The following is a 19,748-nucleotide window of genomic DNA, read 5'->3' on the forward strand; positions in this document are numbered from 1 at the left end:
AATGCAATACCGATGCAAAAGCTGCGGCAAATTACTGGCCGTTGGCAGCGGCACTGTGCAAATCAAGTGCCAACGCTGCAAAACAGTAAATCAATTCAGTTTTTTAACAACCCAGAGCACCCACGAGTGCCCAACTTCAGCAAGGAGTCAGCCTCATGGGAAAGCTAGACAAAATACCCGGCAAGAACGGGTTTAAATACCGCCGCCAATACGGCGTGGTCATCATTTGCGCCAACGAAGCACAGCAAATCGAGGCCTACAACCAACTCAAACGGCAGGGCTACCGGCTCAAGGTGGTGAGTGTATGAAGATTGAGATTCATCACCGTTGCGCCAACTTCAACAGCTATCGCGCCGCACGGGTCAAATCCTTATTCAACGTGGAAAGCGGCGCGGATTTCCGCCTGTCGGCTGAGCTGCCGCTGCATGAGCGGCCGTGGCAGATTGGCGTGGTGGTCGGTCCTTCCGGCTCCAGCAAAACCAGTATCGGCAAAAGCATCGGCCAAGCCTACGCCCCAAAGTGGCCGGCCAACCGGCCGCTGGTGGATGCGATTGCCGCCGATGGTGATTTCGATGCCGTAACCGCCGCCTTATCCTCGGTCGGTTTGGGCGATGTGCCCGCTTGGCTACGCCCCTATCCCGTGTTGAGCAATGGCGAACAGTTCCGCGCCACCTTGGCGCGGCTGATGGCCGAAGCGCCCGATGGCATCAGCGTTGTGGACGAGTTCAGCTCGGTGGTAGACCGCCAAATCGCCCGGGTGGGCGCTGGCGCGTTTGCCAAAGGCTGGCGCCGGCACCAAAACAAACAAGTCGTGCTGCTATCCTGCCACTACGACATCCTCGACTGGATACAGCCGGATTGGGTGTTAGACACCGAAACTGGCTGCTTCCAATGGGGGTGGCTTCGGCAACGGCCACGATTCGAATTGGAAATATGCCCTTGCCGCCAAGCCGACTACCGGTTGTTTGAGCCGCATCATTATCTGAAACTGCCTCCGGTAATTGCCGGCAGCCATTACATGGGGTTGATTAATGGGCAGCCCGTGGCACATGTTGCCTTCAGCCCGCGCCCCGGTTTAGTGGAAGCACGCGCCTGCCGGCTGGTGGTGCTGCCGGAATGGCAGGGTGCCGGAGTCGGTACGCGCTTTCTAAACGGCTGTGCCGAAATGTGGCTGCGTGGAGAAAACCGCTATCACCGCCCGCTGCGTACTCTAATCAACACCTCTCATCCCGGCTTGGCCGCCGCCCTGCGCCGTAACCCACAATGGACGCAGGTATCGGCTGCCCTATACGGTGCCGATAAACTGCGCTGCCGCGACAGTCTGCGCCGCTCCGCCTTAAGGCACGGGAAGGATACCGGTAAAGCCCGCAGTACCACCGGCTACGGTGGTCATTTCCGCGCCGTGCAAGGCTTCCGCTATTTAGGCAACGGTCAGGAGGAATAGCGTAGCCCGGCCACTCTTGGGCATAGCATGGAAATCCCCGTTTAACCGGCCATTAAACGGGGATAAATTTGTGCAAAAGCTGATACAATTTGCTACGCTGCGGCGGTGCAAAAGCTAATGCCAATTCAGGCAAAAGCTGCCGCCGCCTTACACACTGTGTTGAGCACATCCGCTGCAATCACACCCGTGGCCGACGTGAGCGTGAGCAGCATGCCGGCAATCAGCGAACGCAGCGCATACTTCGCCTTGTTGCGCTTAAACACCCCCACCTTCTTGCGGCAGGCTAGCTCAATTTTTTCCACAAATACGGATTGTGCCATGACAGCTTCCTTTTTTAAATTAAATAGGTTTCAAATCATTTGGTTGATTGTTCTCATGCAGTCTTCGATGAGTCTAGCAAAGGCTACCTGAAAAATTTTCTTATGCCGGTGTCGGCATGGCCATGCCGGCCTACAGTTTTGCTGCTGAGGTTTACCGGAATATTATATTATACGATGTAGTTAGGGTTGCTGCTTAGAGCAGTACGGGATTCTTGGTACACAGAGTTTGCCTGTGTATTGCCAATAACATGCAAGGGTTATTTTGGTTTCGCTGCTGATGGTGGTGATAGTTTCATGGCATTCCTTTGTTTCAGGTAGTCTTTCAGACGGCCTTGAAGCTGCCTGAAATCATTCTACGGCATAGCGCAAAATAGTTTTGAGCTTTTCCGGTGCGGTTGGCGTTGTTCAGATAAATTTCGCAGTTCGTAGCGCTGCTGCGTTGCAGGACGTGTTTTTGGTAGAACTTGTCCATTTTGGCGAACGAAGTGAGTTCGTCATCAAACCTGCCAACATGTAGAATGCTCACGCATTTGCTATTAGCCATGCGTTCAAAGCATACTTCTTTATACAGGTTTCTTAATGCGTGTTTTGGCCTGTGCATCTTGTCACATTTCAGGCGTGATGAAATCAGACTGGGCGATCATAATGGTGTAGACCAAATTGCCTTTATCCAATTTATCCTCTCTCGCCGTTTTTGCTGCCAAACGCCTTCCAGCGGCTACACGGAAAAATCGTCAACAGTCTGCCTGGCAGTGGATTTTGTAATTTATCTTCACGGCATACGTCAAGTTGTACAGAGCGCTCATGCGTTCGGAAAAATTAGCAGTATCGCAGCATTGGGGTTGCTTTCGCCGTTTATCATAATGAATGATTGCGGCAGCACATCCAGCAATACAAGCGACGCCTTAATACCGTATGAATCTTTAGTTAACCTTCTTCCATTCTTGTTTCATAATAGTTTCCCTCCTGTAGAAAGGCTACCTGAAACCTACTTTCAAGGCTGGCTATATGGCCCCAGTGTGCTTTGGCTGCCTTCCGATGCCTTACTCGAAGCCGCATCCCATACGGGTGTTATACAGTACGCGCAGGGTTGGCAGTCGCCGTGTCTACGCGCGCTGCCCCAGTATTCCACTTGTCCCGCTTGCGCATAGGTGGTGATGGCCATTAACACATGCCGCCTGCACTCATGGATGTAGCGTATGCCTTCGATGATGGATTTTTGGTCGAAATTCAGGCTAGGGAAGTCGCGCATGTTAGTCGTGTTTTTCGGCTCCGTGTAAACCGTGTCCGTGCCCTTGTCCACGGCGGTTTTCAGGGAGGGCAGGCTGCCGGCGAGGCAGGCGAGTTCGGGGATGCTGCTGTGCTCGGCGGGCTATGAGCTAGATGGCGGTTTAGCGCTGATTTAAATCGACATCGCTGGGTGGGTATTTTCAAGCAGTCTCTTTCAGGTAGCCTTTACGCAAATAAATATAGATAAGGCTACCTGAAAACTTCTGCCTACTCACTTCGGATATGGCTGAAGTCGCCGATTCTCCCTTGGTATTTAAGTAGGCAGCTTCCTGCAATATGCAGTAAAATCATGCCCAATTTTTGTTAAGCGCACAAACCGCCCAAATCACTTTTTGAAAGATACCAAAAAGCCATGAGAACCTCCGAACTACGCCAAAAATTCCTAAAATTCTTCGAATCCAAAGGCCATACCATCGTCCACTCCTCATCGCTCGTGCCGCACGACGACCCGACGCTACTGTTTACCAATGCCGGCATGAACCAGTTTAAAGACGTGTTCCTCGGCTTCGACAAACGTGCCTACAGCCGCGCCACCACCGCGCAAAAATGCGTTCGCGCAGGTGGCAAGCACAACGACTTGGAAAACGTCGGCTACACCGCTCGCCACCACACCTTCTTTGAAATGATGGGCAACTTCTCCTTTGGCGATTACTTCAAACGTGACGCGATCCACTTCGCTTGGGAATTCCTCACTTCCCCCGAATGGCTGAACCTGCCCAAAGAAAAACTCTTGGCAACCGTGTATGCCGAAGACGACGAAGCCTACAACATCTGGCTGAACGAAATCGGTATGCCGGCCGAGCGCATCGTCTGCATCGGCGACAACAAAGGCGCGAAATATGCGTCTGACAACTTCTGGCAGATGGGCGACACCGGCCCATGCGGCCCGTGTTCCGAAATTTTCTACGACCACGGCGAAGAAATCTGGGGCGGCATCCCCGGCAGCCCCGAAGAAGACGGCGACCGCTGGATTGAAATTTGGAACTGCGTGTTCATGCAGTTCAACCGCGACGAACAAGGCAACATGAACCCGCTGCCCAAGCCGTCCGTCGATACCGGCATGGGCTTAGAGCGCATGGCGGCCGTGATGCAGCACGTTCACAGCAATTACGAAATCGACCTGTTCCAAGACCTGCTCAAAGCCGTTGCCCGCGAAACCGGCGCGCCGTTCAGCATGGACGAACCCAGTCTGAAAGTCATCGCCGACCACATCCGTTCCTGCTCCTTCCTGATTGCCGACGGCGTGATGCCGTCCAACGAAGGCCGCGGCTATGTACTGCGTCGCATCATCCGCCGCGCCGTGCGCCACGGTTACAAACTCGGTCAGAAACAAGCATTTTTCTACAAACTCGTGCCCGATTTGGTGAAAGCAATGGGCGATGCGTATCCCGAGTTGAAAGAGAAACAAGCGCAAATCGAAGAAGCCCTGAAAAACGAAGAAAGCCGCTTCGCCCAAACTTTGGAAACCGGCATGGCTTTGCTGGAAAATGCATTGACCAAAGGCAGCAACAAATTGGACGGCGAAATCATCTTTAAACTCTACGACACATACGGCTTCCCCTACGATTTGACCGCCGACATCTGCCGCGAACGCAATATCGATTTGGACGAAGAAGGCTTCAACCGCGAAATGGAAGCCCAACGCGCCCGCGCCCGCGCCGCGCAAAACTTCAAAGCCAACGCGCAACTGGACTACACCGGCGCGGACACCGAGTTCACAGGCTACGAAAAGCGCAGCCAGGAAACCAAAATCATCGCCTTATACAAAGGCAGCGAAGCCGTAGAAGAACTCCAAGCAGGCGAAGCAGGCGTGGTCGTTTTGGAACAAACCCCGTTCTACGCCGAAAGCGGCGGTCAAGTCGGTGACGTGGGCTTTATCTTCGCAGGCGAAAACCGCTTCCGCGTCGAAGACACGCAGAAAATCAAAGCTGCCGTACACGGACAATTCGGCGCAGTCGTATCAGGTCGTCTGAAAGTAGGCGATGCCGTATCCGCCGAAATCGACAACGACATCCGCGACAGCATCATGCGCAACCACAGCGTTACCCACCTGATGCACAAAGCCCTGCGCGATGTTTTGGGCACGCACGTCGAACAAAAAGGCAGCCTGCAAAACGCCGAGCTGACCCGCTTTGACATCTCCCACACGCAAGGCATCAGCGCGGAAGAAATCGCCGAAGTCGAACGCCGCGTCAACGCCGCGATTATCGCCAACGTGCCCGTCAAAGTAGAAACCATGTCCATTGAAGACGCGCAAAAATCAGGCGCAGTCATGCTCTTTGGCGAAAAATACGGCGACTTCGTCCGCGTCATCACCATGGGCGACCACTCCACCGAACTGTGCGGCGGCACCCACGTCGCCCGCACCGGCGACATCGGCTTCTTCAAAATCATCAGCGAAGGCGGCATCGCCGCAGGCATCCGCCGCGTAGAAGCCATCACCGGCCTTGCCGCACTGGCATGGGCGCAAAACCAAGAAAGCCTGATGAAAAACATCATCGCCGAAGTCAAAGCCCAAACCGAAAAAGACGTACTCGCCAAAATCCAAGCCAACGCCGCCAACGCCAAAGCCTTGGAAAAAGAGTTGGCAAAAGCCAAAGCCGAACTCGCCGTCCACGCAGGCGCCAAACTTTTGGACAACGCGAAAGACTTGGGTGCCGCCAAACTCGTTGCCGCCCAAATCGAAGCCGACGCAGCCGCACTGCGCGAAATCGTTACCGATTTAACCGGCAAATCCGACAACGCCGTGATTCTTTTGGCGGCAGTAAACGACGGCAAAGTCTCCCTGTGTGCCGGCGTATCCAAAGCCCTGACCGGAAAAGTGAAAGCCGGAGATTTGGTCAAATTCGCAGCCGAACAAGTCGGTGGCAAAGGCGGCGGCCGACCGGATTTGGCACAGGCAGGGGGGGCGGATGTTTCCCAAGTCGGCACGATGCTCGATTCGGCGGAAGGCTGGGTTAGAGAGAAGCTGGCTTGATGCCGTTTGATTAAATGGGAAAGGCTACCTGAAAATTTTCAGGTAGCCTATTGGGACAAACCTTCAAATTTAAGGAAAGACTACATGGACAGCAGACGCAGATATAGCGGCACGGCACGGCACGGCACGGCACGGCACGGCACGGCACGGCACGGCACGGCACGGCAATTATAACTTAGAAATCAATAAAATATCAAGCCTTTCTTGCATTTTCGGAGGGGTTTGATATGGCAGGCAACAAATCCCTTCACGCGGCAAACAAAGCCAAAAATGATGAGTTCTACACCCAGCTTTCCGACATCGAAAACGAGCTGCGGCACTACAAACACCATTTCAAAGACAAAACTGTCTATTGCAACTGCGACGACCCGCGCGTCAGCAATTTCTTCCATTATTTCTCCTACAATTTCGAGCATCTCGGCTTGAAAAAACTGATTACCACCTGCTACAAAAACCAAAACAGCGACCTATTCAGCCAAAACGACAGCGAACAGGCGGTTTATTTGGAATACACGGGCGATAAAGACGGCAACGGCATTCCCACGCCCGAAGAAATAGCAGTCAAACCGCTGAAAGGCGACGGCGACTTCCGCAGTGAGGAATGTATCGAATTGCTGAAACAGGCGAATATAGTCGTAACCAATCCACCGTTTTCGCTATTTCGGGAATATGTGGCGCAGTTAGTGGAATACGGCAAACACTTCATCATCATCGGCAATAAAAACGCCATTACCTACAAAGAAATTTTTCCGCTGATTAAAGACAATAAAATGTGGCTGGGTTCTACGCCGATGGGAACGGATATGCTGTTCGGCGTACCTGATAACTATGCCGAAATCCTTGTTGAAACCAAAAAAACAGGCAGCAGTTACCGCATTGTGGACGGGGAAGTCAAGGCACGCGCCCAAGCCTGCTGGTTTACCAATCTGGATATAGCCAAACGCCATGAAGAACTGATTCTATACCGATCCTACAACCCCGCCGATTATCCGCAATACGACAACTACGATGCCATCGAAGTATCCAAAGTTGCCGATATTCCCAGCGATTACGATGGTGTGATGGGTGTGCCGATTACGTTTTTGGATAAATATAACCCAAAGCAATTTGAAATAATTGGAACTAGTGATAGAGGGGGCGACGGATTGTTGGAACATATCAAAAAAGATCATGATCGATATGATGCCCCTGTTGTAAAAGGGAAAGGTATGTATAAACGTATAATGATTAGGAGAAAATAACCATGAAAATCCAAATGACCACCCTGACCATCCGCGAACTGACGGGCTACGACAGCGAAACCAAAAAAGCGGAAGGCTATATCGACAATAACGAAGACGGCGTGCGCGCCTATGGCGGCAAACTGGACGTGCGTCCGCCCTACCAGCGCGAGTTTGTCTATAAAGACAAACAGCGCGATGCCGTGATTGATACTGTATTGAAAGGATTTCCGCTCAATGTGATGTATTGGGCGGTGCGCGATGACGGTACATTTGAAATTGTGGACGGGCAGCAGCGCACCGTTTCCATCTGCCGGTATGTGAACGGCGATTTTGCCTATATGAAGCGTTACTTCCATAACTTGCAGGCAGACGAGCAAGACAAGATTTTGAATTACGAACTGACCGTTTACCAATGTGAAGGGACGGACAGCGAAAAACTGGACTGGTTCAAAACCATCAATATTGCAGGTGAGAAGCTGACCGACCAAGAGTTGCGTAATGCCGTGTATTCGGGGAATTGGGTAACGGATGCCAAACGCCATTTCAGCAAAACCGGCTGCGCCGCTTACCAAATCGGCAAAGATTATCTGAACGGTACGGCCATCCGCCAAGACTATTTGGAAACCGCTATCGGGTGGATTGCCAACCAAGACGGAGACGAAGCAGTCTGCAAATATATGGCAGTTCACCAACATGATAAGAATGCCGATGATTTATGGCTGTATTTCAAAAATGTGATTGAATGGGTAAACCTGAAATTTCCCGTCAAACGCACCAAACTGATGAAAGGACAGCCTTGGGGATTCCTATACAATCGTTTCAAAGGCGCTGATTTGGACAAAGACTCATTAGAAGCGGAAATTGCCAAACTGTTTGCCGATGATGATGTGGAAAACAAAAAAGGGATTTACCAATATATCCTGACCCGCGAGGAAAAACATTTGAACATCCGTGCTTTCTCCGACAGTATCAAACAGAAGGTTTATGAAAAACAAGGCGGCATCTGCCCACACTGCAAACAGAAATTTGAATTATCGGAAATGGAAGGCGATCACATAACGCCGTGGTGCGAAGGCGGAAAAACAGTTGAAGAGAATTGCCAAATGTTGTGCCGGGACTGCAACCGTAGGAAGTCCAGTAAATAGCAAGCGTAACTAGCATTCCACTAACCACCCGCACAGATACCCACAAAAGGCTACCTGAAATTTTCAGGTAGCCTTTCCATACAAACAGCCTACACTCTTCAAACTAGAGTGCAGGCTGTTTTGATGCCGACGGCGTTACAGTGCAAATGCGGTGAAACAATACACGGTAATGCCCACAATAATCACGTACACAAGCGCATAAGGCATGGCCGAGCGCAGGAAGGCGCCTTCTTGGCCTTGCTGTTCGCAGGCGGCGGTGGCGATGGCGATACTTTGCGGCGAAATGATTTTGCCGCCGGTAGCGCCGGCCGTGTTGGCGGCGGCGAGCCATGATTTATCCATATTCAGCTGATCGGCCACGGAGGCTTGCAGCTTGCCGAACAAGATGTTGGAAGAGGTGTCGCTGCCGGTGGCGAATGTACCGATGGCACCCACCAGCGGTGCAACCAGCGGATAGAATGTGCCGGTGGCGTCCACCAAGCCTTTGGCAATCACGGCAATCATGCTGCTGTGGCTCATAATCGCGCTCATGGCCACTAGACAGATGACGGTAATGCCCGAAGCCTTCATTTTCACCAAAGTCTGGCCCAAAATCTGGAACAGTTTGCCGGCGGAAACGCCTTGCACCAAGCCGCCGATAAATGCGCCCAAAAACAGCATCAGGCCGGCGTTAGACAACCAGCCGAAGGCGAAATATTTGCCTTCCGCATAAATCGGCAGGTGGATTTTGCTCACCAGAGTGGATTTCAAAAACGCGCTGATGGGGCCGGACAGGGGGCTAGCCATAATGATGAAGAACAGGATGAAGCCGTACACCGCCCATGCTTTCGCCATTTGCCCCATGCTGATGGCTTTATCGACTGGCGTGCTGTTTTTCTCGGTCATTTTTGCATACAGCACAATGAAGACGATGCAGGCGATGCTGCCCAAAATGGCGGGCGTTTCCGCGCCAATGAAATAAGCGGCGACAAACTGTACGCCTAGCGACAATCCGCCTACCACGGTAGATAGGATAATATTGGGAACGATGTATTTTTTAGAGGTGTCGGTCAGCATTAAGATGACAAATGGTACCAAGAACATTAAGAATCCCAATTGAATCACCACGTCGCTGGCGATAGCATGGGTTTGCTCGGAAGTAACCGCAGAACCGAACACTTCTTTTGCTAGCGTAATCACGGGGATGCCAACCCCACCGAAACCGGTGGCTACGCTGTTGCCAATCAACGATACGAGCGCCGCAAAGCGCGGTGTGAAGCCCAAACCGATTAAGATAGCGGCTGGAATTGCCACTGCCGTGCCGAAACCAGCCATACCTTCCAACAGGCCGCCGAAGCCCCAAACAATCAGTAGAACTTGAATGCGTTTGTCGCTGGAAATATTGGTAAATTGCTGTTTAATCACTTCAATCTGTTTGCTTTCCAGTAGCACGTTGTAACTGAACAATGCCATCAGAATCACAATTAGAATAGGGAAAATGGCTTTCAAGACACCTTCGGCAAATGCCCAGCCGATGTATCTGACACTGTAGCCTTCCGGTGGCGTAAATCCGCTGATATTGGGAACGGCGAAAATGGCAATCAAAACAGCGGACAATGCTGCTAATATTGCGCTGTGATCGCCGCGCATTTTGAAGCCAATCATCGAAATAATTAGAAATAAGATTGGAAAGACAGAAAGGGCGATACTCATGATGTCTCCGTTATATGTCAATGAAACGCCGTAAAGACTGGGGGCATGAGGTACAGGTGTTGTTTGGGGGTGTGTAGCTGATTAAAACTTGGAGCGTGAGCGTTCTGGTTCGCAACAGGGCAAACGCCAAATTGCAGTCTTTAGCTTTGTAGGAACTACAGGCTACCCGAAAACAGCTTTTGCTCTACAAAAAATGCAGATGGAAATGTCCGCGTGCCATTGTTTAATTGCTGCCAAAGCGGCCTGCATTCGGTTTAGCCGGAATTTCTGTTGTTTTGCTTTCAACAACTGGTGCAGCGATTTGGGCGCAGGTTTCATCGGTACATGGCTGTCTGTCCAGCTGAGCTGCTCGCCAGAGGGGCAGCCTGCGGAATTTGGTGGTCATCATGCCGAACACGCGGTAGGCAGTTTTGCTGAATAAAATGCCGTCAAATCCGCATCAAGCCAGTTATTTGCTCAAAAGTGTACAAAGCTCCTTAGTTTTTAATTAGATAGGGCACAGTTTCATCGGGCGTGTGTTGTGCTTCTTTGCACAGGCGCTATATCTGCTAGGTAATCAGGATTTTCGGGGCAGCCTTCCAAGACGTGCCATACATGGTGCAGGCGGTAGGCAGGTCGTGGGTGGTTTTCGATCCCAGCAGATGCGGTAACAGGATTTTGCCAATCGGTCCGAGGTAAGCGGTGCCATGTGCCGAACCGCCGATATGGTATACACCGGGCAGTGGTTCATGTAGGCGCTACAGCAGATACATTGCAGCGTGCGGTGCATCTGTTCTTAGGTGGGTGATACTTTGCCCGATACCGCTGTGCGGTATCAGGTTGTAGAGTGTCGGAACATCCGACAATTTGGCCGCCACTTTTTCAATGGCGACGTGCGCATTACCCGCATCGGCCTTTACCATCGTCTCCCATTAGACGCAGTGTGCCGGTTTCGGTCATGGCAAAGTTCACACTGCTCAAGCCGATATCGGCGGTGTAGTAAATGTTGCACAATATCATGCGGACAAAGCCGGTGAGTTTGTCCATATCGTCGGTCAGCTCTGTGCCGGTGTTTTTGTAGAGCAGTCCGTTTAGTTTTGTGGATGGCGGGCATCACAATGTGGGGGCGGCTTTCGCCGGCCATTTGCGCAATATATTTGCCCTAATCGATTTTCACCGCTTTAATGCCGCATTCGGCAAGATAATGGTTCAGCTCGATCTCTTCGCTCACCATCGATTTGCCTTGGTGGTGCATCACGATACTGTGGATAATGCAGCAGACTTCTTTGGGCATTTCCACCCAATGCACTCTCACACCCAGTTTGGTGAGATTGCTTTCCAGCTGTTCCAGCAAATCAGGCGTTTGGACAGCGAACGCTGGCGAATGTGCTTACAAAGGGTGCACAGCATCTGCAATTCCTGTTCGTCCGACAACACAATTTTGCGCTTGGTCATCAGCATATTCATTGCCGTGCACAGGATTTTGCACAAAGGTTTGTCGGTAAGGGCTTCGCGTGCGTTACTCACGATTTCCGTGACCTGTGTTTCTTTCAGCATGGTCACTTTATCGTTCATTATGTTGCCAGAAATGTCGGATTGTTTAACGGAGAATGTGCCGCCGAAGCCGCAGCATTCGCTTTCGTGGTCGTGCACGATGCGCTCCACGTTTTGCAGGCGTCAATCAGCTTCCAGCCTGTGATGTGCACGCCCATTTCGCGGCGTGCCGTACAGGAAGTATGCACCGCCGCTTTCACTGGCTCGCCCACGTCTTTAGGCTCGTAGCCGATGCCCACCAGAAAATTGGTGAACTCAACGCACGGCTGGCCAATTCGTTGGCGCGCTGTTCGTATTCGCTGCCTTTAAACAATTTGGGCCAATGGTGCTTCATCATACTGCCGCAAGAGCCGGAAAGCATAATGATGAGTAGTTTTCGGTGAGTAAAGCGAGCTGGGCTTTGGCTACATTGAACGCCTCTTCGCAGTATCCCGATAGAAAATGCAGGTTGCCTGCAGCAGCTTTGTTCCATCGGATAATGCACTTTGATGCCTTGCTGTTCTAATAGCGTAATGGCATCCATACCTGCTTCCGGCATAAATAAGTCCAAAAGGCAGAGCCGAAAAATTAAACTTCGGCAGGCTTGCCGCCACTGTGTGTGTGGTGGTTTGGTTGGTGTTCATAATATGCTTCTTATTTCTTAATAATTTAGAGAAGCCGATGCGAGTCTTACCAACGGAAAATCCATACTACTTTAAGCGATATGCTTTTAGATGGTCAAGATGCTTGTGAAATTAGGGCTAATGCCAGACACCGTTGATATGGAGGAGGGTAGATTTGACGGATTTAAAGCACGAAATTCGTTATTATGCAAGGGATAGTAGAAACTTTTGTGTGGTCAATGAATTGCCCATGCTATTCGGTTGAAGGCTACCTGAAGGTTCAGGAGGATAGGCATAACAAAATGTCAACGTTGCCACGCCGATATTTCGCAATTCAAACAACAGTTTTATTTTTATTAATCGATTTTCGATACAAAAAGGCTACCTGAAAAGTCCCAGGTAGCCTTTGGTTTATAGCAGATTAACTTAACTTCCGATACAGCATTAGCTTACCTTACCGTGCTCTGTACTGTCTGCAGTTTGCTGCTTTGTATCAAAAATTAATTAATCTGTTATAACTGTGTCGGTAGCAAAATAGTTCAACTGGCCGGCATTATCGCGCAGGAATAGTACCCATGCGGCGGGTGAGGGAGGTGTGCGGCTCGTTAAACAGGCTGGCGTAATAGGTGGCGTTGGTCATCACGCGTTTAACATAGTCGCGGGTTTCATCAAACGGGATGGTTTCGGCATACACCGCGCCTTCGAGCGCTGTGGAGGCCTGCCAGTTGCGGGCGCGGCCGGGGCCGGCGTTGTAGCCGGCGGTGGCGAGCACTTCGTTACCCAAGCGATTGCGGGCATCACCTAGATACCAAGTGCCCATGCGGATGTTGCCTTCGATGGTGTGCAATTCGGCAGGGTCCATGCCGATTTTGCCGGCAATTTCGCGGGCGGTGGCGGGCATCACCTGCATCAGGCCGGTGGCACCCACGCGGGAGCGCACGCCGATCATGAAGCGGCTTTCTTGGCGGATGATGCCGTAGGCCCAGGCGGGGTCGATATTGGCTTGGGCGGCGTAGCGGCTCACGCTGTCGCGGAAGGGGGAGATATAGCGCAGGTTGTAGTTGATTTGGCTGTTGGTTTTATCGGCGGCATAAATGCCCATCTCGTAGAAGCCGGCATCGTGGGCGAGCTTGGAGGCGGCGAGCAGGGCGGGTTCGTTAAAACCGTCCACGGCATAGCGCCACTCGGCCTGGGCTTGCTTGCGCATATCCCAATCGCTGCTGCGCTGGGAGGCACGGAATAAGTTGAGCGCGCGGGAAACCGCACCATCGGCGGCCACTTGTTCGGTTTGGTTGCTGCCGGGCTCGGCGGCGGTGTTGCGGGTGTCCACTTTACCGCCGAGGGCTTCGGTGGCAAGCAGGGCATAGAAATTGCGGCCGGAGGCAGCGGCTTGGCGATAGTACTGCTGGGCTCGGGTGGAGTCGCCGCTGGCGGCCAGACTGCGGGCAAGCCAATATTGCCAGGTGGGGTCGGCACGCAGGGAGTCAGGCATGGCTTCGATGATGTTTTGCAGCTCACTCCAGCGGCTGAGGCGCAGAGCGCTGCGGGCATACCATTCCCAGTGTTCTTTGCCCAGCTGGCTGCGGTCGGCACGGTTGAAGGCGTCGAGCGCGGCAGGGAAGCGCTGGTTCAGCGCGTAGTGGTGGCCGAGCACGGCCCAGGCGAATCCGGTTTGGGCCGGGCTGAGGCTGGCGGAGAGGCTTTGCAGGCGTTGGGCGGCATCGGCCTGTTTGCGGGCATTTTGGCCGATTACGCTGTGCAGCAGGGCTTCACGGCCGCCTTGGCTGTCGGGCGTGGCGCTGGTGAGCGGCTCGGGCAGGGGTGAGCCTAAGGCGGCGGCCAAGCGGCGGGCATCGCTGATTTGGTTGTTGGCCAGCAGGCCGCGCACGCGCCGCCAAGCAGCATCGGCGGGCAGTCTGCCTTGGGCGGCGAGCTGTTCGAGCAGGCGGTTGCAGCCTTCGGGTTGGCGGCCGAGTTCGGCCAGCACTTCTTGGGCGGCATTTTGATTTTCCTGCCCGGCCAGCGCGGCATAGCAGCGGGTTTCTTTATCACGGTCGGCGGGTTTCAGGTAGCCGTATTGCCGAACAAACTCTTGCCATTGGCCGTTGCGGCCGAGCTGTTTGAGCCACTGGTTGCGCAGGCTGTTGGCCATGGCGCTGGGCTGGGCTTGGGCGAGGAATTGGGCGGCCTGGCTGGCATCGCCCTGTTTGAGCGCGGCTTGGGCGGACTGGAAGAGCTGGTAATCGGCCAGCACTTTGTCTTCGGAATCGCTGCGGCGGCCGCCGGGCAGCTGGACGGCGGCACTGCTATCGGTGTTGATGGGCTCGACCGGGGTTTCGGTTTGGCTGGAGCAGGCGGCGAGCAGGCCGGCAGCGAGGAGGGGGAGACTGTGTTGATATACTATTTTTTTCATGCTTGATGTCGGTTTGGATAATTCGGAACGGCCTAAGGCTACCTGAAAGCGGCGGGGCAATGAAGCGGCAGGCGCGAACAGACGGCGGGTTTTACTGCTTTTTACGCAGGAAAAGATTTTCAGGTAGCCCAATAAAGGAGGTTGCCGGAAAACCAAAATGCCTCAGCCGCGCTCTACAGCCGCGAGAAATCCGGGCGCAGGCGGAGGAATGCACCGATGGGTTGATGGAACTGCTAGAGAAACTGGGCGGCTGAGGAATGCTTGGATGATGAAGACAGAGATCTTTTCAAAACCACGGATTTGAGTGCGGTTCAAAGCAGCAGCATCGCAAATCATTTGGCTTTATTGGGCACAGATAATATGGAAATATTTTCAAGCATTCGAGAAACGTACCGAGAGGAAATATGCCGAAAACGGGATTTTACAAAGGTCTCAGGCTACCCTGAAATTTTCAGGTAGCCTTTTGTGTTTGGGGCTGCTCCACCCAAACAAGCTGCTCTTGCTATTGCCTTTCAGGTAGCCACCATTGTGGCGGGGTAAGCGGCTGTCGGATTCGAGAGCTTGGCCTACCTATCTTCAGCTTTTCAACAGCTTTATTTCAGGTAGCCCTCTTCCCGTTTGAGACTACCTGAAATCATCAAACGCTATTTGCGCCAATAGGCGGGGGTAAAAAGCATAAACACGGTGAAGATTTCCAAGCGGCCGAGTAGCATGACGATAGAGCACAGCCATTTTTGGGCGTCGGCTAGGTTGGCGTAGCTGCCGGCGGGGCCCACGCTGCCGAGGCCGGGACCAGCGTTGGTAATGCAGGCGGTGGTGGCAGTGAGGGCGGTTACGAAGTCGAGGCCGGTGGCCATGAGGGCGAAGGTAGCGAAGATGATGGTGAGGAAATAAACGGCAGTGAACACGAGCACGGTCATGGCGGTACGCTCTGCGATGTGCATACCATTGATTTTTACGGTGTGCACGGCGTTGGGGTGCAAGAGCAGCATCATTTCACGCAGACTGAATTTGAACAATACGATGGCGCGGATGGTTTTGAGCCCACCACCGGCGCTGCCGGCGTTGGCGAGGATGTTGGCGAGGAAAAACATCCACAGGGATACGGGCAGCGGCCAGGTGGCGAAGTCAGTGTTGGCGTAGCCGTTGGCCAGGCCGATGGAGACGAAGTTGAAACCGACGTAACGCAGGGCGTGCGGCCAGTCGGCGTAAAAATCTTTGTGCCACAAATAGAGGGAGCATACGATAATGCTGGCAATTAGGGTGGTAATCATCACGCGCACTTCACTGTCGCAGCGATAGGCATTGAGGCTGCATTGGCGGAAGGCGTAATAATGGTTGGTAAAGTTGATAGCGGCCATAACACTGCCAATGGTGATGATGATTTCGATGAGTGGAGAATTGAAATAGGCGATGTTTTGGTCGTGGGTGGAGAAGCCGCCTAGGCCGAGGCAGGACATGGCATGGCACACGGCATCGAGCCAACTCATACCGGCCAGGCGCAGGGCAAGGCAGATAAGGAGTGTGAAAAAAACGTAGATTAACCAAAGGTTTTTGGCGGTTTGGGAGATGCGAGGGGAAAGTTTGCTGTCTTTGTGGATGCCAGGGATTTCGACTTTAAAGAGCTGGGTGCCGCCCACGCCGATCATGGGCAGGATGGCCACGGCTAACACGATGATGCCCATTCCGCCTACCCAGTTGAGCAGATGGCGCCAGAAGTTAAGTGAGGGGGGGAAGCTGTCGAGGTTGGTGAAGACGGTGGCGCCGGTGGTGGTAAGGCCGGATATGGCTTCAAAAAAGGCGTCGGTGTAGCTGATACCGGGCAAATGCCAGTAGAATGGCAGGGAGGCGACCATGGCAAAGCCTACCCATAAAAGGAAGACGAGGGTGAAGCCGTCGCGGGCGCGCAGCTCGCGGTGGTGGCGGCGGGTGATGAGCCAGATGATGCCGGAAACGAAGATGGTGCCAGCGGCGGTGTCAGCAAATATCCAGAAAGCAGCATCTTGGTAGAGATACGACACGATGGTGGGCGCCAAGAGCAATAGCGAAAATACGAAGCCAAGGCGGGAGAAGATGTGGATGATGGGAGCGAGTTTGTAGTACATGGTGTGGCTTAGGTGGCCTGTGGAAAAGGATGTATTTTACTTGTTTTAACGGGGTGTTGTGGTGGCGGTTGAGGCTACCTGAAAACGGATACAGCAGTTTCAGGTAGCTTGCGGCATGAGCAAATGAGCGTGGGTCATAGCTAAAGCACTTATTTCTTTATACGACGTTAGCCTGTCTTGCCATACTTTTACCTATACTGTCTGCGGCTCGCTGCCTTGTATGAAGAAATAAGTGCTTTAGCTATAAGTGCGTTTCGGGTCATTGGGCCGCAGTTCGGCCGCCAGTTTGTCCAAAATGCCGTTGACGAATTTGTGGCCGTCGATGCCACCGAAGGTTTTGGTGACTTCAATTGCCTCATTGATGATCACGGGGTAGGGCGTTTCCGGCATATCACGCAGCTCGAAAGCGGCGGCTAGGAGCACGGCGCATTCGATGGGGCTGAGGTCTTTTTCGTCGCGGTCGAGCAGCGGGCGGATAATCTGCATCAGCTCGCGGCGTTTGGCCTGCACGCCGAAGAAAATGGCGGTGAAGAGCTCGTTGTCAGCCTTGGCGAAGTATTCGTTTTCGCGGATATTTTTGGTCACTTCGGTATCGGGCAGCTGATTGAGCGCGGCCTGATACAGCGCCTGCACGGCAAATTCGCGCGCGCGGCGGCGCGGGGTGCGGTTTTTCGGTTTCATTACTCGGCTTTCTGAAATCAAGGGCTACACGATGGCATCGGGCAGGTTGTTGCCGGCCGGATTGAGGTGGCGCAGCAGATTGGCGCATTCTACCGCCACCACGGCGGCTTCGGCGGCTTTGCTTTGGATTCGCGCGTGGGCTTGTTCGTCGTTTTCGGTGGTGAGGATGGCATTGGCGATGGGGATGTTGAAATCCAGCCCTACACGGCTGATGCCGGCGGCGGATTCGTTTGACACCAATTCGAAATGGTAGGTTTCGCCGCGAATCACCGCGCCCAAGGCCACCAGCGCATCAAAGCTGTGCGACTGCGCCATATTTTGCAGCGCCAGCGGCACTTCCAACGCGCCGGGCACGGTGGCTACGGTGATGTTGCCGTCGGGTACGCCCAGTTCCACCAGTTTTTCGGTGCACACATCAAGCATGGCGCTGCCGATTTCGTTGGAAAAACGGGCTTGTACGATGCCGATATTCAGGCCTGCACCGTCGTGGTTGGGGGGGATGATGGTCATGTCCGCTGCTCCGTTGTAGTGAAATAAGCAAAAGCGGCATGCGCCGCAAAGAAAGCGGATTTTACACCAAAGCGCACGTTTTGGGGCTGTGAAGGAAGATGGCTTGCGTTACAATGGCGGCGTTTTGCCCCTTCCGTTTTCAGGTAGCCTCCCATGCCAACCATCACCCTTATCGCCGCCGTGGCGGACAATCGCTGCATCGGCAGCGGCAACGCCATGCCCTGGCATATTGCCGAAGATTTCGCCTTTTTCAAACGCTACACCTTGGGCAAACCCGTGGTGATGGGGCGCAAAACTTGGGATTCGCTGCCCAAAAAACCCTTGCCCGGCCGCCGCAATATCGTGATTACCCGCCAGCCGCGCTGGCAGGCCGAAGGCGCAGAACGTGCCGACAGCTTAGATGCCGCGCTGGCCGTGCTGGCCGACGTGCCTGAAATCATCATCATGGGTGGTGCGCAGATTTACGCCCAAGCCCTGCCGCTGGCTACCGATTTACGCCTCACCGAAGTGCGTTTGGATATCGACGGCGACGCCTTTTTCCCCACCTTTGACCCCGCCGAATGGCAGGAGGTTGAACGCAGTAGCCACACCGCTGCCGCCAACGGCATCCGCTTCGATTTCGTGCACTACCGCCGCGCACCGCAGGCTAGCTGAAAGATTGAGGCTACCTGAAAAATGCTGCACCGCCTGATCGAGCGCCATTGGCAAACGCCCAACCCGCTGCTCACGCCGATTTTATGGCCGCTGGCACGGCTGTTTGGCCTGTTGGCAGCGCGGCGGCGTGAAGGCTACCTGAAAGGCAGGCGGCCCAGCGAAAAGCTGTCCGTGCCGGTGGTGGTGGTGGGCAATGTGCAGGCCGGCGGCAGCGGTAAAACCCCTGTGGCACAGGCCTTGGTGCGCGCCTTGCAGGAGCGCGGCATCCGCCCCGGCATCATCAGCCGTGGCTATGGCCGCAGCGGGCAGGGCGTGCACGTATTAAACAGCCAAAGCACCGCCGCGCAGGCCGGCGACGAACCGCTGCTGTTGCACCGCAGCACCGGCGCCCCCACCGCCGTGGGCAGCCGCCGTGCCGAAGCGGGCAGGGCGCTTTTGGCCGCGCATCCCGAAGTACAAATCATCGTTGCCGACGACGGCCTGCAACACTACGCCCTGCAACGCGATTTCGAGCTGGCCGTATTCCCCGCCGCCGATGTGGGGCGGCCGCTGGATTTGCTGCCCAACGGCAATTTGCGCGAGCCTTTGCAGCGCTTGGAAAGTGTAAACGCCGTGCTGCTCGCCAACAGCACGCCCGACAGCCCCGAGCCGGATTGGGCGCTGCCGGATAACGTGCTGCTTTGCCGCAGCCGCCTGCAATGCGGGCAGATTTACCGTCTGCACCGCCCGCACGAACCCTTGCCCGAAGGCTACCTGAAACAGCGCCGCGTTATCGCCGCCGCCGCCATCGCCAAGCCCGAACGTTTCTTTGCCGAACTGGCGCGGCTGGGCATCGAAACCGAACGGCAAATGGCCCTGCCCGACCACGCCGCCTGGCAGATTGCCGATTTGCCCGCGGCCGATTGCTACATCGTTACCGAGAAAGACGCGGTGAAGCTCGCCGCCGACACCGCGCAGGAAGTATGGGTATTGCCCGTGCGCGCCGAATTGCCGGAAGCCTTAGTGCAGGCCGTAATCCGCCGCTGCCTGCCAGATAGGGAACACAGGCTACCTGAAAACGGAAAGGCTACCTGAAAACAGCGGCGCGGCAGGCCGCGCGGAAAAGTTTCGGGCAGCCTCACAGCGCAAGCAGTTTTGCCAACAGGCGTTCGCGCCCGAT

At 54.1% G+C, this 19,748-nt stretch carries 14 protein-coding genes and 3 pseudogenes; 8 read left to right on the forward strand and 9 right to left on the reverse strand.

What is annotated here, in order from left to right:
- Nucleotide 1: 1 nt before the first annotated feature.
- Genes A7P96_RS10375 through A7P96_RS07150 form a run of 3 tightly spaced genes read left to right on the forward strand, consistent with a single transcriptional unit; the run spans nucleotide 2 to nucleotide 1,444 of the window.
- On the forward strand, nucleotides 2–196 hold the full coding sequence (locus A7P96_RS10375) for a Com family DNA-binding transcriptional regulator (protein ID WP_082887962.1): 195 nt from the start codon (nucleotides 2–4) through the stop codon (nucleotides 194–196).
- Nucleotides 156–308, forward strand: a complete 153-nt coding sequence (locus tag A7P96_RS11020; protein ID WP_197476461.1) for a hypothetical protein — start codon at nucleotides 156–158, stop codon at nucleotides 306–308. The genes A7P96_RS10375 and A7P96_RS11020 overlap by 41 nt, the downstream gene beginning before the upstream one ends.
- Nucleotides 305–1,444, forward strand: a complete 1,140-nt coding sequence (locus A7P96_RS07150; RefSeq protein WP_067525887.1) for a GNAT family N-acetyltransferase — start codon at nucleotides 305–307, stop codon at nucleotides 1,442–1,444. Before A7P96_RS11020 ends, A7P96_RS07150 begins: the two co-directional genes overlap by 4 nt.
- A 125-nt stretch (nucleotides 1,445–1,569) precedes the next feature.
- Here the strand turns inward: A7P96_RS07150 and A7P96_RS07155 are convergent, their stop codons facing one another.
- Both A7P96_RS07155 and A7P96_RS10385 read right to left on the reverse strand, forming a co-directional pair.
- A complete protein-coding gene (locus tag A7P96_RS07155; protein WP_067525889.1) occupies nucleotides 1,570–1,764 on the reverse strand; it encodes a hypothetical protein in 195 nt (64 codons plus the stop codon).
- Nucleotides 1,765–2,875: 1,111 nt separating this feature from the next.
- Nucleotides 2,876–3,118 (reverse strand): annotated as a pseudogene (locus A7P96_RS10385) (U32 family peptidase); the annotation flags it as partial.
- Between the two features lie 288 nt (nucleotides 3,119–3,406).
- On the opposite strand from A7P96_RS10385, the gene alaS reads away from it, so the two are divergent.
- The 3 genes from alaS (at nucleotide 3,407) to A7P96_RS07180 (ending at nucleotide 8,399) form a co-directional block, all read left to right on the forward strand.
- Nucleotides 3,407–6,031, forward strand: a complete 2,625-nt coding sequence (alaS, locus tag A7P96_RS07170) for an alanine--tRNA ligase (RefSeq protein WP_067525893.1) — start codon at nucleotides 3,407–3,409, stop codon at nucleotides 6,029–6,031.
- Between the two features lie 227 nt (nucleotides 6,032–6,258).
- The gene (locus tag A7P96_RS07175) at nucleotides 6,259–7,272 is read left to right on the forward strand and encodes an adenine-specific methyltransferase EcoRI family protein (protein WP_067525895.1); all 1,014 of its coding nucleotides are present in this window, start codon (nucleotides 6,259–6,261) and stop codon (nucleotides 7,270–7,272) included.
- Nucleotides 7,273–7,274: 2 nt separating this feature from the next.
- Nucleotides 7,275–8,399, forward strand: coding sequence for a DUF262 domain-containing protein (locus A7P96_RS07180; RefSeq protein WP_067525897.1), 1,125 nt, complete (start codon nucleotides 7,275–7,277; stop codon nucleotides 8,397–8,399).
- A gap of 135 nt (nucleotides 8,400–8,534) precedes the next feature.
- Here A7P96_RS07180 and A7P96_RS07185 read toward each other — a convergent pair whose 3' ends face one another.
- The 7 genes and pseudogenes from A7P96_RS07185 to ribH form a co-directional block, all read right to left on the reverse strand.
- Nucleotides 8,535–10,091 carry an L-lactate permease gene (locus A7P96_RS07185; RefSeq protein ID WP_067525899.1) on the reverse strand — a complete coding sequence of 519 codons (1,557 nt, stop codon included), beginning with the start codon at nucleotides 10,089–10,091 and terminating at the stop codon, nucleotides 8,535–8,537.
- Between the two features lie 264 nt (nucleotides 10,092–10,355).
- A pseudogene (locus A7P96_RS11285) lies at nucleotides 10,356–11,597 on the reverse strand (LUD domain-containing protein); the annotation flags it as partial.
- Nucleotides 11,592–12,189, reverse strand: a pseudogene (locus A7P96_RS11040) (heterodisulfide reductase-related iron-sulfur binding cluster); the annotation flags it as partial. The pseudogenes A7P96_RS11040 and A7P96_RS11285, both read right to left, overlap by 6 nt.
- 590 nt (nucleotides 12,190–12,779) lie before the next feature.
- Nucleotides 12,780–14,639 carry a lytic transglycosylase domain-containing protein gene (locus A7P96_RS07195; RefSeq protein WP_067526351.1) on the reverse strand — a complete coding sequence of 620 codons (1,860 nt, stop codon included), beginning with the start codon at nucleotides 14,637–14,639 and terminating at the stop codon, nucleotides 12,780–12,782.
- A gap of 644 nt (nucleotides 14,640–15,283) precedes the next feature.
- Nucleotides 15,284–16,744 carry a TrkH family potassium uptake protein gene (locus A7P96_RS07200; protein WP_067439319.1) on the reverse strand — a complete coding sequence of 487 codons (1,461 nt, stop codon included), beginning with the start codon at nucleotides 16,742–16,744 and terminating at the stop codon, nucleotides 15,284–15,286.
- Between the two features lie 237 nt (nucleotides 16,745–16,981).
- The gene (nusB, locus tag A7P96_RS07205) at nucleotides 16,982–17,425 is read right to left on the reverse strand and encodes a transcription antitermination factor NusB (protein WP_067525901.1); all 444 of its coding nucleotides are present in this window, start codon (nucleotides 17,423–17,425) and stop codon (nucleotides 16,982–16,984) included.
- A 24-nt stretch (nucleotides 17,426–17,449) separates the two neighbouring features.
- A complete protein-coding gene (ribH, locus tag A7P96_RS07210) occupies nucleotides 17,450–17,935 on the reverse strand; it encodes a 6,7-dimethyl-8-ribityllumazine synthase (protein WP_067525903.1) in 486 nt (161 codons plus the stop codon).
- 153 nt (nucleotides 17,936–18,088) lie between these two features.
- Here ribH and A7P96_RS07215 point away from each other — a divergent pair, with 153 nt between their 5' ends.
- Nucleotides 18,089–18,589, forward strand: a complete 501-nt coding sequence (locus tag A7P96_RS07215; RefSeq protein WP_067525905.1) for a dihydrofolate reductase — start codon at nucleotides 18,089–18,091, stop codon at nucleotides 18,587–18,589.
- A gap of 21 nt (nucleotides 18,590–18,610) precedes the next feature.
- Complete coding sequence (gene lpxK / locus A7P96_RS07220; protein ID WP_067525907.1) at nucleotides 18,611–19,663, forward strand: tetraacyldisaccharide 4'-kinase; 1,053 nt, start codon at nucleotides 18,611–18,613, stop codon at nucleotides 19,661–19,663.
- Nucleotides 19,664–19,748 lie beyond the last annotated feature (85 nt).

Origin of the sequence: Eikenella sp. NML03-A-027 (assembly GCF_001648395.1) — a bacterium.
GTDB classification, from domain to species: Bacteria; Pseudomonadota; Gammaproteobacteria; order Burkholderiales; family Neisseriaceae; genus Eikenella; species Eikenella exigua.

What these genes read in the sequence shown, in the direction of transcription:
- A7P96_RS10375 (WP_082887962.1), top strand. Translation starts at nt 2, where the DNA reads ATGCAATACCGATGCAAAAGCTGCGGCAAATTACTGGCCGTTGGCAGC.
- A7P96_RS11020 (WP_197476461.1), top strand. Translation starts at nt 156, where the DNA reads ATGGGAAAGCTAGACAAAATACCCGGCAAGAACGGGTTTAAATACCGC.
- A7P96_RS07150 (WP_067525887.1), top strand. Translation starts at nt 305, where the DNA reads ATGAAGATTGAGATTCATCACCGTTGCGCCAACTTCAACAGCTATCGC.
- A7P96_RS07155 (WP_067525889.1), bottom strand. Translation starts at nt 1,764, where the DNA reads ATGGCACAATCCGTATTTGTGGAAAAAATTGAGCTAGCCTGCCGCAAG.
- alaS (WP_067525893.1), top strand. Translation starts at nt 3,407, where the DNA reads ATGAGAACCTCCGAACTACGCCAAAAATTCCTAAAATTCTTCGAATCC.
- A7P96_RS07175 (WP_067525895.1), top strand. Translation starts at nt 6,259, where the DNA reads ATGGCAGGCAACAAATCCCTTCACGCGGCAAACAAAGCCAAAAATGAT.
- A7P96_RS07180 (WP_067525897.1), top strand. Translation starts at nt 7,275, where the DNA reads ATGAAAATCCAAATGACCACCCTGACCATCCGCGAACTGACGGGCTAC.
- A7P96_RS07185 (WP_067525899.1), bottom strand. Translation starts at nt 10,091, where the DNA reads ATGAGTATCGCCCTTTCTGTCTTTCCAATCTTATTTCTAATTATTTCG.
- A7P96_RS07195 (WP_067526351.1), bottom strand. Translation starts at nt 14,639, where the DNA reads ATGAAAAAAATAGTATATCAACACAGTCTCCCCCTCCTCGCTGCCGGC.
- A7P96_RS07200 (WP_067439319.1), bottom strand. Translation starts at nt 16,744, where the DNA reads ATGTACTACAAACTCGCTCCCATCATCCACATCTTCTCCCGCCTTGGC.
- nusB (WP_067525901.1), bottom strand. Translation starts at nt 17,425, where the DNA reads ATGAAACCGAAAAACCGCACCCCGCGCCGCCGCGCGCGCGAATTTGCC.
- ribH (WP_067525903.1), bottom strand. Translation starts at nt 17,935, where the DNA reads ATGACCATCATCCCCCCCAACCACGACGGTGCAGGCCTGAATATCGGC.
- A7P96_RS07215 (WP_067525905.1), top strand. Translation starts at nt 18,089, where the DNA reads ATGCCAACCATCACCCTTATCGCCGCCGTGGCGGACAATCGCTGCATC.
- lpxK (WP_067525907.1), top strand. Translation starts at nt 18,611, where the DNA reads ATGCTGCACCGCCTGATCGAGCGCCATTGGCAAACGCCCAACCCGCTG.